At 59.4% G+C, this 14,415-nt stretch carries 13 protein-coding genes; 1 reads left to right on the top strand and 12 read right to left on the bottom strand.

The features are described from left to right. Window positions 1-157: 157 nt before the first annotated feature. From H8S45_RS13895 to H8S45_RS13845, 11 genes are all read right to left on the bottom strand, one after another. The gene (locus H8S45_RS13895; RefSeq protein WP_054328359.1) at window positions 158-1,186 is read right to left on the bottom strand and encodes a zinc-dependent alcohol dehydrogenase; all 1,029 of its coding nucleotides are present in this window, start codon (window positions 1,184-1,186) and stop codon (window positions 158-160) included. Between the two features lie 12 nt (window positions 1,187-1,198). Next, on the bottom strand, window positions 1,199-2,170 hold the full coding sequence (locus H8S45_RS13890) for a transketolase family protein (RefSeq protein ID WP_054328358.1): 972 nt from the start codon (window positions 2,168-2,170) through the stop codon (window positions 1,199-1,201). Window positions 2,171-2,190: 20 nt separating this feature from the next. Further along, on the bottom strand, window positions 2,191-3,030 hold the full coding sequence (locus H8S45_RS13885; RefSeq protein WP_107631256.1) for a transketolase: 840 nt from the start codon (window positions 3,028-3,030) through the stop codon (window positions 2,191-2,193). Between the two features lie 34 nt (window positions 3,031-3,064). After that, window positions 3,065-3,439, bottom strand: a complete 375-nt coding sequence (locus tag H8S45_RS13880; RefSeq protein WP_054328357.1) for a cupin domain-containing protein — start codon at window positions 3,437-3,439, stop codon at window positions 3,065-3,067. A gap of 25 nt (window positions 3,440-3,464) precedes the next feature. After that, entirely contained in the window at window positions 3,465-4,169 is a 705-nt protein-coding gene (locus tag H8S45_RS13875; RefSeq protein ID WP_054328356.1) for an ABC transporter ATP-binding protein, read from the bottom strand. Beyond that, on the bottom strand, window positions 4,156-4,890 hold the full coding sequence (locus H8S45_RS13870) for an ABC transporter ATP-binding protein (RefSeq protein ID WP_159068121.1): 735 nt from the start codon (window positions 4,888-4,890) through the stop codon (window positions 4,156-4,158). The genes H8S45_RS13875 and H8S45_RS13870 overlap by 14 nt, the downstream gene beginning before the upstream one ends. Window positions 4,891-4,942: 52 nt before the next feature. Then, complete coding sequence (locus tag H8S45_RS13865) at window positions 4,943-5,980, bottom strand: branched-chain amino acid ABC transporter permease (protein WP_159068120.1); 1,038 nt, start codon at window positions 5,978-5,980, stop codon at window positions 4,943-4,945. 12 nt (window positions 5,981-5,992) lie between these two features. Then, window positions 5,993-6,880: a branched-chain amino acid ABC transporter permease gene (locus H8S45_RS13860; RefSeq protein ID WP_054328353.1), complete on the bottom strand. Its 888-nt coding sequence runs from the start codon at window positions 6,878-6,880 to the stop codon at window positions 5,993-5,995. A 183-nt stretch (window positions 6,881-7,063) separates the two neighbouring features. Then, entirely contained in the window at window positions 7,064-8,374 is a 1,311-nt protein-coding gene (locus H8S45_RS13855; protein ID WP_107631254.1) for an ABC transporter substrate-binding protein, read from the bottom strand. Between the two features lie 70 nt (window positions 8,375-8,444). Beyond that, window positions 8,445-9,491, bottom strand: a complete 1,047-nt coding sequence (locus H8S45_RS13850; protein ID WP_147574276.1) for a zinc-dependent alcohol dehydrogenase — start codon at window positions 9,489-9,491, stop codon at window positions 8,445-8,447. Beyond that, entirely contained in the window at window positions 9,488-10,528 is a 1,041-nt protein-coding gene (locus H8S45_RS13845; RefSeq protein WP_054328350.1) for a zinc-dependent alcohol dehydrogenase, read from the bottom strand. Before H8S45_RS13845 ends, H8S45_RS13850 begins: the two co-directional genes overlap by 4 nt. A 501-nt stretch (window positions 10,529-11,029) precedes the next feature. Between H8S45_RS13845 and H8S45_RS13840 the strand changes: the two genes are divergently transcribed. Beyond that, entirely contained in the window at window positions 11,030-13,024 is a 1,995-nt protein-coding gene (locus tag H8S45_RS13840; protein WP_186950256.1) for a sigma-54-dependent Fis family transcriptional regulator, read from the top strand. 205 nt (window positions 13,025-13,229) lie between these two features. Here H8S45_RS13840 and H8S45_RS13835 read toward each other — a convergent pair whose 3' ends face one another. Continuing rightward, a complete protein-coding gene (locus H8S45_RS13835; RefSeq protein WP_186950253.1) occupies window positions 13,230-14,366 on the bottom strand; it encodes a 4-hydroxybutyrate dehydrogenase in 1,137 nt (378 codons plus the stop codon). Between the last annotated feature and the right edge of the window lie 49 nt (window positions 14,367-14,415).

Here is a 14,415-nt window from a genome sequence, read left to right as displayed (position 1 = left end):
ATCGCGTTATCCACCGGATTCTCCACCTTTTCCCCAAAGCTGTACAGGTTCAGGTGCAGCTTCCGCAGGGACTCGATATATTGGTCTTTGGTCATCATATCGATCAAGTATCCTTTCTTGTTTGATAAATATCGGTACAAAAGGTGTATGGAAGATGTTATGATCCGATCTGGACAAGCACCTTGAATGCATCCTTGTGCGTCTCCGCATAGTCGAACGCGTCCGCGACCGCGTCAAAGGGAAATACCTTGCTGATCAGCAGGTCGAGCGCCTCGTCCAGCATGCCGGAGGAAACCAGATTGACCGCGCAGGAGAAGGCATATTGGCTGTGGATACGTACCCCCTGTACGCGCAGCTCCTTGGCGAACAGCTTGCCGGTATCCACCGGATAAGGCTCGCGCGTCATGGCGATCTGGACGATGGCGCCGGTATTCTTGGTGTAATCGACGCAGTTGGTGATAGCGGAGGGGACGCCGGCGGCCTCAAAGCTGACGTCGTAGGGCTTGCCGCCGTTCGCGGCGAGCAGCTTGGCCGCGAAATCGTGGTCGAGCGGGTTGAGGGCGATGCAGCCGAGCTTTTCCGCCAGCACGCGCCGGCTTTCCACGACCTCGGAAACGACCACCCTGCGCGCGCCCGCGGCCTTGGCAACGCAGGCGATGAGCTGGCCGATCGGGCCGCCGCCTACGATGAGCGCGCTTTCCCCGATCTTCAGGCCGCTCATGCGCACGTCATGGACCGCCACCGCGAGTGGTTCGATCAGGGCTGCCCGCCGCAGGTCCACACTTTTGGGGACGCGGTACATCTTTCTGGTTTTTACGCGCACATATTCGGCAAAGCCGCCGTCCGCGTGTACGCCGATGATCTTCAGATGCTCGCAGACGTTGTCCTCGCCCTTGGCGCAGGCGTCGCAGCGTCCGCAGGTCAGCAGCTCCTGCGCGACGACCGTGTCGCCCAGCTCAAAACCCTCGGCACCCTCCCCACTGATCTGCACCAATTCTCCGACGAACTCGTGGCCGGGTACCAGCGGGAACACCGCCGTGGGATGGTGGCCGTTAAACACATGGATATCCGTGCCGCAGATACCGATGTACTGCACCCGTATCAGCGCCTCGCCGCTTTCCAGCTCCGGACGGGGGATCTCAGTTAGGTGCATTTTGAGAGGCTCTTCAATAACCAATGCTTTCATATAACAGCCTCCTTACCGTGCTTTTCGGGCGATTGCTTTTTTCGCCGCTTCCACAATATAGGGTGCGGTCAGGCCGAAGCGGTCGGCCAAGTAATCCACTGGCCCAACCTCGCCAAATTCATCGTGTACGCCGACCATCTCGAGGGGTGCGGGCTGGTTTTGGCACAGGATCTCGCACACCGCGCTGCCCAGGCCGTTGATGATATTGTGGTTTTCCGCAGTCACGACTGCGCCGGTCTGCGCGGCCGCCGCGATGATTGCCTGCGCGTCGATCGGCTTCCAAGTGAAGATGTTGAGTACGCGGGCGCTGACGCCCTGTTCCTGCAGCGCGGCCGCCGCCTTGAGCGCTTCCGCGACGCAGAAGCCGGAGGCGATGATCGTGACATCCGTTCCCTCGCGCAGCAGCACGGCTCTCCCAATATCGAAAGTCGCGCCGTCATGGAAGACACGGACCGTTGTCTTCCGGACGAGGCGCATGTAATGCATGCCGTAGACGCCGGCAATCTGTCGCATCAGATCCCGCAGCATAACGGTGTCCACCGGCTCCAGCACGGTCATGGTCGGTATGCCGCGCATGATGCCCATATCCTCAAACGGCATATGCGTGCCGCCGTTGAGCGCCGCCGTGATGCCGGGGTCCGAGCCGACGATCTTGACATTGAGCTTTGCGTAAGCGCCGGATACAAAGATCTGGTCGCACGCGCGGCGTGTTGCGAACGGCGCAAACGTATGCGCGAACGGGATTTTGCCGGCCGCGGACAGGCCCGCGGCCACGCCCATCATATTCGCCTCCTGGATGCCGCAGTCTACGGTCTGCTCGGGAAATGCCTTGGCGAAGGGCTTTGTACCCATCGCGCCCATCAGGTCCGCGTCGAGTACCATGATGTCCCGATTCTGCCCGGCCAGCTCCATCAGTGTGTCACAGAAGACCGAACGCATTTCCACGGGGTCGTTGCTGAGCTTTTCTTCTAACTGAAATTGCATAAGTCTATCCTCCTGCGGACTTAATACGAGTCGATCGTAGACTGCATTTCCGAGAGCGCCTCTTCCAGCTCCTCCGCTGTCAGGCCGCGGCTGTGGCTGCCCACCTGGCCGGCGGATTTGCTCCAGCCGTTGCCCTTGATCGTATGCAGCACGATCATGGAGGGCTTATCCGACTGCGCCCTGGCGTTTTCGATGGCCGTGTTGATCGCCGCAACGTCGTGGCCGTCCGCCTCCTGCGCATACCAGCCGAATTCGCGGAATTTGGCGGTGATATCGCCCAAGGCACAGACCTCGTCGGTCGTACCGTCGAGCTGCAGCTTGTTGTAATCGACAAAGGCGATCAGGTTGGAGAGCTTGCGCTGGGCGGCGAACAGCGCCATTTCCCAGACCTGCCCTTCGTCGATCTCCCCGTCGCCGAACACGGCGAACACGCGGTTATCCTTGTGGTCGAGCCGCAGCGCGAGCGCAATGCCCGCGGCGGCCGAGGCGCCCTGGCCGAGCGAGCCGCAGGTCATATCAACGCCGGGGGTTTTCGTCCGGTCGACATGGCTGGGCAGGTTGGTGTGCGGGCGGTTGAGCGTTGCCAGCTCGGACACGGGGAAAAAACCCTTGAGCGCGAGCGTGGCGTACAGCGCCGGACCGGCGTGACCCTTGGACAGCACCAACCAGTCACGCCCCTCCCAGCGGGGGTTTTTAGGCTCGTAGCGCATCTGATTGCAGTACAGAACGGAGAGCAGGTCGGTGATGGACAGCGAGCCGCCCAGATGCCCCACGCCCAGGCCGGCGATCATTTTTACGACCTCCATCTGCACCTGCTTGGAAAATACCTTCATTTCCCGAATTTTTTCGGCACTTAACATAATGATCTCCTTCGGTTTTCAGGGATTGTTTTGGTCAACCGTCTAAGAACTTCTTTTCCGGCCCGGGCGGCGAGTAGATCCAGAGCAGCCGGAGCTGCTCCGCGCCGGTGTTGCGGAACTGGTGCGGCTCTCCTTTTTCGATCGCGATCAGGTCGCCCTGCTGCACCTGCACCTCCTGCCCTGCGATCCGGCCTGTGCCGGTCCCATGGACGACGAAGATCAGCTCCTCGCTGTCCGGATGCGCGTGCTCCTCATGCACCTGACCCGGGTCGATCAGGGCCATGCCGCAGCCGTAGGCGTCCCGTCTGGCGGGCGAATAGGGCGAGGCGAACAGCTTGATCCGCCGCTCGTTGATGGTGCCGGGGTTGATGACCTTTCCTTTTACGCTGTCAACAGTGAATTTGAGCATAGGCTATCGGCTCCTTTCCGTCCGGTCAAATGCCCAGGTATGCTTTCTTCAGGCTTTCATCCTGCAGCAGCTTTTTGCCCACGTCCTGCATGACGACCGTGCCGTTCTCAATGACATAGCCCCAGTCCGAGATGGACAGCGTCTTACCGACGTTCTGCTCCACAATCAGGATCGCGGTGCCGCGGTCGCGGATCATCTCGATGGTCTGGAACATTTCGGTCACCAGGATCGGCGCGAGGCCCCAGGAGGGTTCGTCCATAATCAGCAGCTTGGGGTTGCTCATCAGTGCGCGGGCCATGGCGACCATCTGCTGCTCGCCGCCGGAGAGCGTACCGGTGAGCTGCCGGCGCCGCTCGAGCAGGCGCGGGAAAATCTGGAACATCTCTTCCTTGTTTTCCTTGCGGCGCTTGCGGGACTCCTTGGTGCAGGAGCCGATGTCGAGATTGTCCTCCACCGTCATGTTGGGGAAGAGCTGGCGGCCCTCCGGCACCAGGCAGACGCCTTTTTGCATGATCTTGTCGGGGGAGAGGCCGTTCAGCTTTTCGCCGTTGTATTCCGCCGTGCCGCTGGTGAGCGGAATCAGGCCGGTGATCGCCTTGATGAGTGTGCTTTTGCCGGCGCCGTTGCCGCCCACGATCGCGACGATCTGATTGTCCGGCACCTCCAGCGAAATGCCGTGGACAATTTCACCGCCGTTGTAGCCGGTGCGTAAATCGCTAATTTTCAGCATTGTCAAAATCCTCCCCCAAATAGGCGCTGATCGCACGCTTGTCGTTGGCGACCTGCTCGGGCGTGCCTTCCACCAGCTTTTCGCCCCGGTGCAGGATGTAGATTTTGTCGCACAGGGACATGATCGTCTTAATATCGTGCTCGATGATCAGGATGGTAACGCCCGCGTCGCGCACCTTGCGGCAAGTGTCGACCAGCTCGAGCTTTTCCTGCGGGTTGCAGCCGGCCATGACCTCATCAAGCAGAATAAGCTCCGGACCGACCGCCAGCGCGCGGGCGATCTCCAGCTTTTTCTTGTCCACAGTGGTCGTGTTGTTGGCGATCATATCCAGATCGCAGGTCATGCCGACCAGACCAGCAACCTCACGCGCCTTCTGCTCCACCTGCCTGGCGTTGGTGGTGTGCAGGAACGCGCCGACCATGATGTTCTGCAGCACGGTCATGTCGCCGAACGGCTTTGTGACCTGGAAGGTGCGCGCAAGCCCCATCCTGGCCATGTCCTCGGTCCTGGCCTCGGTGATATCCTGGTCCTTGAAATAGATTTTGCCGCTGGTCGGGTGGTAGTAGTTGGCGATCATATTGAACAGGGTGGTCTTGCCGGCGCCGTTGGGGCCGATCAGCCCGACGATCGCGTTTTTCTCAATCTCGCCGGAAAAATCGTTTACCGCTGTCAGGCCGCCGAACTGCTTGGTCACATGTTCCATTTTAACGATTACTGACATTTTCTTATCCCTCGCTTCGTACATATTTGCGCGGTGCCTTTGCCGGCGGCGGTTATTTGGACGCCGCCTTGGACTGTTTCCTCTTTCCATGCGCGCCGAACAGCTTCTCCTCGATCCACTGCGCCGCCTTTACGACATATTCGCACAAACCGTGAGGCATAAAGTAAACGACCAGCATCATGATAACGCCGTACAGGAATAGGTTCAGGCCGGACATCGTACCCGCGAAGGTGGCGGACAGGTATTCCGACAGGGGGACCAGCACGACCGCGCCGATCACGGGACCCATAACGGTGCCTTGCCCGCCGATCAGGGCGATCAGGGCGATCTGTACCGCCAGGTCGTAGCCGAAAATGCGGTCCGGACCGATGTAACGGAAGTACTGGGCATAGAAAGTACCGGCTAGGGAGATCATAAAGCAGCTGATGCCCATGGCGATCAGCTTGTACTTGGTCACGTTGATGCCCAGGCTCCGCGCGGCGTCGTCGTCGCTGCGGATCGCGACCAGATAATACCCGAGCTTGCTTCTGGACATTTTCCAGGTGACAAAAACGCCGATGGCCAGCAGGATAAACGCAACATAGTAGTAGCCCAGCTTGCTGCGGAACTCATACATAACGGCCTGATAGCCCGTCTGGGTCAGCGACCAGCCGGAGCCGCCCTTGAGCGGGATTGGGCCGAGGTTTTCCGTGTTCAGGACAAAGGTGCCGAATATTTCGCAGATCGCGATGGAGGCGAGCGTGAAATACGGACCCTTGAGGCGGAAAGTCGGATAGCTGATGACAACGCCGATCAGCATGGCGACCGCCGCGCCGATCAGCATGCCGATCCAGGGGGAAACACCCTTGGTTTCCAGGAGGATCGTAGAGATATAGCCGCCGATGCCCATGTAAACCGAATGGCCGAGCGACATCGTGCCGGCGTAGCCGCAGATCAGGTTCCAGGCGACCGCTGCAAATGCATAGAAGCAAACCAGGATCAGGATGCTCTGCATATAGGTGTTTGCCAGCAGCGGCGCGACAAGAAAGCACAGCGCTGCCAGCCAAACGAAAAATTTACCCTTAAAAATAGAATTTCCTTTATAGCTCATATCTCGCATCCCTCACTTTTTCTTGCCCAGCAAACCGTCCGGCTTGATGACCAGAACGATCAGGAAAAGGATAAACGACAGCATGGACGCCATGGTAGAGGTGATAAACTGCGCGCCGACCTGCTCGATCAGGCCGAATATCAGGCCGCCGATGATCGCGCCGGGGATGCTGCCCAGGCCGCCCAGCACAACGATCATGAACGACTTTGTGCCGAACACATTGCCGACGGAGGGGGAGACCAGGTAAAACGAGGCCATGCAGGCGCCCGCAATGGCAAGCGCCGCGGTACCCAGACCGAACGCGATGCCGTAGGTCGTATGTACATTGACGCCGCACAGCGCCGCTGCGTCACGGTTCTGGGATACCGCGCGGATTCGCTTGCCCAGTTCGGTGCGGTTGATGATGAACCACAGGATGCCCGCGACGACAAAGGCCAGCACGAAAGAGATGATGCGCGAATACTGCGTGACGAATTTTCCGTCGAACAGGCGCGCGTAATTCGAATAAGCCCAGGTGTTGAGCGTTTTATAGCGCGAGGTATAGATCATCAGGTAAAGGTTTGCGATCGCATAGTCCAGGCCGATCGTGAACAGCATAACGCTGGTCGGTTCGAGCACGCTGGCGCGCTCGCGGATGAGCAGCGGACGGATGACAACCTTCTGCAGCAAAAAGCCGATCACAAAGAACAGGGGCGCGATGACGATCATGGCTAAAAACGGATCGACATCATACCGCGTGAACAGCTCGTAATACGCATAAGCCGAGGCCATCAGCATGGCGCCGTGCGCGAAGTTGATGATGCGCACCACGCCGAAGATGACGCTCAGGCCGACCGCGATCAGGCCGTATGCCCCTCCCAGGATCAGCCCGTGCAGAATGGACAAAAACAAATTGTTCATAACCTATTTCCTTTCCTCTGTAATTACCGCCTCGATACAGTTTGCAGAGCGTTGTAAAGGGCGTATGGCTGGAACGGGTATGCCGAAAGGATAACGCCGAAAACGGCGCAGCGGAGGGGCGGGAAGGCTTCCCGCCCCAGGCCGCCGCCGTATTGGCATGGAGCTGTTTCCGTACAGGGAAAGTCAGCGCTCGCTGAACGCGGGGATGGGGAGGACCGCCGTGCCGCCGGAGCTGTGCTCAGCCGGATAAAGGGCGACAGGCTCGCTGTTCTGGTACTGGACGATCGTGCCGCCGGTCGGGCCGCCGCCAAAGGTGTTCTGGCCCTTTTCGTCAAAGACGATGGCGCTGTAGCCGGAGAGCAGCGCGCGCTCCTCGTCGCTGTTCTGGATGTTCAGGTTAGCGATCGCGTCGCGCAGGGCCTCCGCGTCCGTGGTACCCGCGGATTCGAGCGCATAGTAGGCGACATAGGCCGCGGTCCAGCCCTGGGCGAAGAACGAACTCATTTCATAGCCGTAGGTATCCTTGCACTGCTGGGCGACTTCCTTGATCCATTCCTTGTTCTGGACGCCGGACATGTCCCAGTCCTCCTGGACGAACGTGTATTCATAGACTTCGGGGCTGACGGATTCATAGAACGCGGAGTCCTGCCAGCCGCCGCCGACCGACCAGATACCGTAGGGCAGATCAACCTGGTTGGCGTACATTGCATTGGCGAATACGATGGCGTCATCGGTATAGAACGAAACGTTGCACACGTCCGCGCCGGATTCCTTGATCTTGAGCACTTGGGAGGTCATGTCCGCCTGGCCGTTGGTCACAGGCTCGTCAAGCACGCAAGTCCAGCCGCGCTCGTCTGCCAGCTCTTTCCAGATGCGGGCGTTATCCGAACCCCAGTCTGTGTTTTCATAAATCAGAGCGTAGGTCAGGGTATCCAGATTATATTCCTTACACACCTCGTCAAGCGCGACAATCATCTCCTGCACGTCGAACGTCGCGGTGTTGTTGATACGGTATACATAATCGTAGCCTCGCTCGGTCACGTCTGTCGCAACACCGCCCTGGGAGATAAATGGGATGGAGTATTTCTGGGCGACTTCAGATGCGGAGATACAGCAGGTGCTGTTATACGCACCGATGATTAGGGATACATCATCGTCCGTGATCAGGCGCTCGCATGCGACCGAAGCCTGGTCAGCCGCAGTCTGCGTATCCGCAACGACCAGCTCGATCTGTGCGCCGTCCATCGACTTGATGCCGCCGTTGGCATTGATCTCCTTGATCGCGGCCTCGGCTCCGTCCGCATGCTGCTGGCCGATGGTTGCGGAACCGCCGGTCAACGGCCACAGGCTGCCGATCTTGACAACGTTGCCGCCTGTGGATGGCGTGTCCTGCGCGTTGGCGTCGGAGGTGTCCGCGCCGTTCCCGCAGCCCACAAGGCTGAGGGCAAAGGTGAGGGACAGGCCCAAACTGATCAATCGCTTAACTCTTTTCATTTTTCTTCCTCCTTAGTGTGTTGGGATTTTTTATTTGCAGCAGCTACACAAAACAGCTCACTCTTTCTTCTCACCGCCTCTCTTCCGTAGCCGCCAACAAATATTTCAAACCTATTTTCCGGATGTACCCGTCAAAGGCCTGTTCCCAGTCCTCCAGACGGTATATGTTGCTGATCAGCGGCTTGAGGCTGATCTTTTTCTGCCCCAGCAGTTCGAGCGAGCGGATCCACCACTCGGTTTTTTGGGCATAGGTTCCGTAAACGGTCAACTCCTTGAGCGTGATCAGGTTCATATCCAACGTGGTGGGCTTGCCCGTCAGGCCGACTTGCACATACCGGCCGCCCTTGCGCACGGCGCGCAGACCCATCTGGATCGCAGGGCCGGCGCCGGAGCAGTCGAACACGACATCCGGCCCGTAGGGCGGGCAAAGCGCGGCGATCCGATCTTCCGCATCCGGCCGGTCGGAAAAGACCGCGGCGCAGGCGCCAAGCTCTTTGGCCAGCTCCAGCCGCTCGGCGTCCACTTGGGTGCCGGCTATCACGACCCGCGCGCCCGCGCTGGCTGCGAGCTGCAGGCACATCAGGCCGATCGCGCCCGGGCCGGTGATTAGCACCTTGTCACCCGGCCGTAGGCCGCCGAACTCCAACACGCCCTGCGCGCAGCAGGCGAGCGGCTCGGTCATGGCGGCCTCCTCCATGCTGACGCCCTGCGGGATGCGGTGCAGGTTTTTCGCCGGCACCACCACAAGCTCTGCCATCGCGCCGTTGACCGCGCTGCCGATGGACTGCTTTTCCGGACACAGGTTTTTGTGGCCGGTCTGGCAATAGGGGCAGATGCCGCAGGTGTGGTAATAGGTTTCGCTCACGACCCGCTGCCCGATCCAGGCGGGATCGACGCCCGCGCCGACGGATTCCACCACACCGGACAACTCATGCCCCATCGTTACGGGCGGGTTGGTGGGGTAGCCCCCGTCGCCGCTGAAAATATGGATATCCGTGCCGCAGATGCCGCAGTAGGAGACGCGGATGCGGACCTGGCCGGCTTGGGGGAGCGGTGGCTCGACCTCCATCAGCCGGACCTTTTTCGCCCCGCTTTCGTAATTGACGACTGCTTTCATGGTTCCACTCCTTGCTCTCCGTTCGGGTACAGCAGGATCTTGATGCCCTTGCTGCCTTGCATTTCCTCAAAGCCGCGCTGCCAGTCTTCCAGATCGTAGCGGCTGGTGATCAGATGGTCGACCTGCACCTTGCCGCTGGCCATCAGCTCGATCGCCATTTCCCAGTTGTGGTATTGGTGGCCGAACGTGCCGACAATTTGTAGCTCCTTTGCGGTCAGCAGGGAGTAATCGATGGTCAGCTCGGGCTTGGTCAGGCCGAGCTGGATGAACGTGCCGGCCTTTTTGACTGCCTTCATGGCCTGCCGTATCGCAGGCTCCGCACCGGTGCAGTCCACGGCGACGTCAAAGCCCCTGCCGCCAGTCAGCTCCTGCATCGCTTCGTCGGTCAGTCGGGTCAGTGTCACGTCGATACCGGCGCGTCGGGCGGCATCTAGCCGTTCCTGATCCTGCGGCAGACCGACGAGCACGGTTTTCGCGCCGCACGAGCGGGCGGCCTGCGCCACAAGCTGTCCGATCGCGCCCGGCCCCATGACCAGCACGCGGTCGGCAGCGGTAAGCGCCGTATGGTCGAGCAGGCCGTGCAGCGCAACGGCGAACGGCTCGCACAGAGCGGCCTTGTCAAAGTCCAGGCTGTCCGGTATCTTGTGGACAATGCCCTGCCGCACAGCGATGTATTCCGCCATGGCGCCGTTGACGCCGTAGCCGATGGAAAGCCGCCTGTCGCACATCAGTTCCCGACCGCTGCGGCAATAAGCGCATTTCCCGCAGACGACCTGTGCGGTCTCGCTGACCACGCGGTCGCCCGGCTGCAGACCGGTGACGTTGCGGCCAAGCCCAACGACCACGCCGGAATACTCGTGGCCCAGGATGACGGGCGGGTTGCTCCAGGTGGTGCCGTGCCATATCTTGATATCCGTGCCGCAGATACCCGCCGCGGCCACGCGGATGAGGACCTCGTCCGGCCCCGGTACGGGGCGCTCGGTTTCGCGCAGCGCGACATGGCCCGCGCCGGACTCCCATTTCATCAATGCTTTCATGCTTCTGTTCCCCTTTTGCTGTCCAGCCGTTTTTTGCAGGGATCTTATATAAAAGATAGAGAAGCAACTCCTGTGCCAACTGTACCGTCGCTCCGAAAAAACCCGCTTTTTTACAGAAGGCCGGATTGCCGCCCGGCGTGGGAAAACAGGGACGCATCCGACCCGCAATCGACGGGACGGGCTTCATGCGGTTTGTGCAATATATATAATAATATTTGTATTATTCTGTGCATTTTTATTTTATGTGACAACGAAGTGGCACATGTGACAGGAAAGGGAAGGAAGCAATTGCTGAAAAAGGAATACTTTGCCGTGAGGGGCGCGGCTTTGCAGCGGTTTTTCGAAAGTGTGTCACACTTTTGTCACATAGGGACACACAGCGCCCCAGTCGGCCGGGGACAGCGGGAGGGAAACGGCGGAATTTATTTTTTTCGTGCAAAATTCTGGTTTTGGTGTATAATAATGACACACTGAAACGCAATGCTTTGAAAGGAGGAGCCTTTGTTGATTGCAGAAGCGAAACGCGAGCAGATGGAACGGGCCAGATATCAATTTTTTCACAGCGGGGCGGAAGACTACAGCGTGTTTCCCAAAGTGGTTTATGATTCCTGGAAGCGTTCGCTGGCCTATGGGCTTGATCCGGAGAAGCAATCCGTTAAAAGGCTCGCGCCGGAGGAGCTGGAGGCCCGCCGCCGGAAAAACGCGGTGCTGATGGAGGTTGCCACCTCCTTTATGGAGTTCCTGCATACCCTGGTCAAGGGATCGGGCTTTGTACTTCTCCTGTCGGACAGCGACGGGTATATCCTGAAGCTGATCGGGGATAAGGACGCGGTGGCTGACATCCAGTCAAAGGAAAACCCGCTGGTGGAAGGGGCGTGCCGGCATGAATCGGTGTTCGGCACGGGCGGGATCGGCACGCCGATGGCGATTCGGAAGCCCGTCCAGCTTGCCTCCTACGAGATGTTTTATCCGTCCGAGCATGAGTTTACTGGAATCGGCGCGCCGCTGATCGACGCGGACGGCCGGCTGTGGGGCGCGATCTGCATGTCGGGCGCCTGGAATCAGACGCATCCGCACACGCTGGGGCTGGTGGCTGCGGCAAGCTACGCGATCATGCGGCAGTTTTCGCTGCAAAGGCTGTACAACCGCCTTGCTGCGGCGGAAAACCAGCTTCAAACCATCATTTCGACCATCAACCAGGGCGTGTTCCTGCTGGACAGCGGCTATACCATCGTCAAAACAAACGACACCGCGCTGCAGATCCTGGGCTATACCAAGGACGAGCTGCTCCGGCAGTCCATCCTGGAAATCATGCCCTCGTTCGACTTCTTCAAGATGAAGAAAAACGTATATGACCGCGATTTGACGGTGCAGGGCAAATACGGCACAATCCGCGCGTTTGTCACGATACAGATGGTACAGAACGCCGCCTCAAGCGATGGCTCGGGCCTGTTGATCACCTTCCGGCAGAGTCCGGAGGTGCGCAAATTCGTCACAAAATATATCGGCGCGACCGCCTCGTTCAACTTTGACGACATCATCGGGCAGTCCTCCGCCATCACAACCGCCAAGGCATACGCCCAGATCGCAAGCACCAACTCCGCGAACGTGCTGCTGCTCGGGGAGAGCGGTACGGGAAAGGAACTGTTCGCGCAGTCGATCCACAACAGTAGCGAATTCGCCTGCGGGCCGTTTGTGGCGGTGAACTGCGGCGCGATACCCAAGAGCCTGGTCGAGAGCGAGCTGTTCGGCTACGAGTCGGGCGCGTTCACCGGCGCGAAGCGCGAGGGCAGCGCCGGCAAATTCGAGCTGGCCAACAACGGCACGATCTTTCTGGACGAGATCGGCGATATGCCTTACGAGGTGCAGGTCCACCTGCTGCGCATCCTGCAGACGCGCGAGGTGACGCGCGTCGGGGGGAAGAAGCCGATCCCGCTCAATATCCGCATCATTGCGGGTACCAATGTGGACCTGCAGCAGGCGATTGAGGAAAAGACCTTCCGCAGCGACCTGTATTACCGTCTGAACGTCCTTTCCCTCCAGATACCGACGCTGCGCGAGCGGCAGGAGGATATCCCGATACTTACAGATTATTTCATCCGCAAATACCAGCCGGCGGGCAAGGCGCAGATACGCGGCGTTACAGACGAGGTGATGCGGCTCTTCCTGGAATACCCATGGCCGGGTAATATCCGCGAGCTGGAAAATACGGTCGAGCGCGCCTGCTTGCTGACGACCGATGTGTATATCCGGCCGGAGCATATCACGGCGTCGGTGCTGCGTTACCGCGCGCCGGCCGCGCCTGCACCGGCGGTAAACGAGCCGGCGCGCGGCACGATCCACGATGCGGAACGGGAGCTGATCCTCAAACAGCTCAACGAGTCGCGCGGCAACGTCAAAAACGCGGCGGCGCGTCTGGGCATTAGCCGGAGGACGCTGTACCGCAAAATGCAGAAGCTGGAGATCGATTACCAGCACCTGCGCCGGCGGGAATGACAGGGGAAAATGATGCGGGGAGCCCTCCGCTTGCAGCCGCAAGCGGAGGGCTCCCCGGTTTTTGTATGGATACGCTGGGCCTGCCGACAGGTTGACAATAAGAAAGAGTTAAAAGGAAGAGATATATAGCACAATTGAATCAAGGAGAAAGCAGGCCCAGGGTATCGAAAGAGAAAGAAAAGGAGATTGTCGGGAATGAAAGGGATTACAGCCGCGCCTGATAGATCGCGGTGATATCCTCCAGAGTCAGGGGGACATAGTTGTTTTTCAGCAGCCGCTGCTGATTGTCGATGGTGCTTTGGGCAAAGACAGGGATGTCCTCCCGGGTGACGCCGTAATCCGCCATGCGCTTCCGTTCCAGCACCCTGGACAGCAGGCATTCCAGCAGGTCGATGCCAGTGTCTCCCTCAAGCTCCGCGCCGCTGCCGGCCGCGGCAATCGTATTCTGCAGGAAATGGTCCAGCGTGCGGATTTTTCCGTCCGGCTTCTTTTCCTGGTATTTGCGCAGGACGTCGGTAAAGAACTGGTAGTTGCTTTCGCCATGCGCCACATGGTATTTGCCGCCCAGGGCGTAGCTCATCGCGTGGACTGCGGCGCAGCCGCTGTTGCTGAACGCGATGCCCGCGTAATTGCTGGCGCGCAGGTATTCCGCGCTGCTCTGGAAGCGCGCGTGCTGCCCGCGCTCGGCGATCTGGCAGTAGCCGCGCAGGATATCCTGCATGGCCTGCAGGGAGTACATCTCGGTATACGGAGTTGCGCTGGGGCTGAGGTAGGACTCGACCGCGTGGATGAGCGCGTCGATCGAACTGGTGGCAAACACGCTGTACGGCAGGCTTTGCAGGAATTCCGGAATGAGCACGGCGTGGTCGGCGAACATGGCGGGGGAGACAAGCCCTTGCTTGGTACCCAGCCTGGTGCGGTTGAGGATGGAGATATTGGTCACCTCGCTGCCGGTGCCGCAGGTCGTCGGGATGATGATGAGCCGGCGCGCCTTGGTCAGGCCCACCATATTGCCGTACAGTTCGTCCACCGTTGCGCCGCCGCCGAGGACCAGAACCTTGGCGATATCGATGACCGTGCCGCCGCCGATCGCGATCACACGGTCGTAATTTCCCTTGGCGGCTTCGTCCAGGATGGCCTGCGTCATGGTGTCGGTCGGCTCGCCCAGGCCGAATTTCTCTTGATAGATCCGGCCGCAAGGAAGCTCCAGCTTCTCGATAAAGGGCTTGTAAATGTATTCGTTGGTCAGGATCAGGTCGGACGCACACAGCGTAAATTCCTCCGCAAAGTCTTTGAACGTATCAAACTGGTGGATTTCCGGCCCAATGTAAAGCTGTTTCATAGTATCCTTCCTTTCTTTTCTTTCGCGTCCGGAGCGCTGGACGCGGCTG

It is taken from the genome of Agathobaculum faecis, assembly GCF_014287995.1.
GTDB lineage: Bacteria > Bacillota > Clostridia > Oscillospirales > Butyricicoccaceae > Agathobaculum > Agathobaculum ammoniilyticum.
The sequence above is the reverse complement of the archived record's forward strand: the minus strand, read 5'-3'. Positions and strand labels throughout refer to the sequence as shown.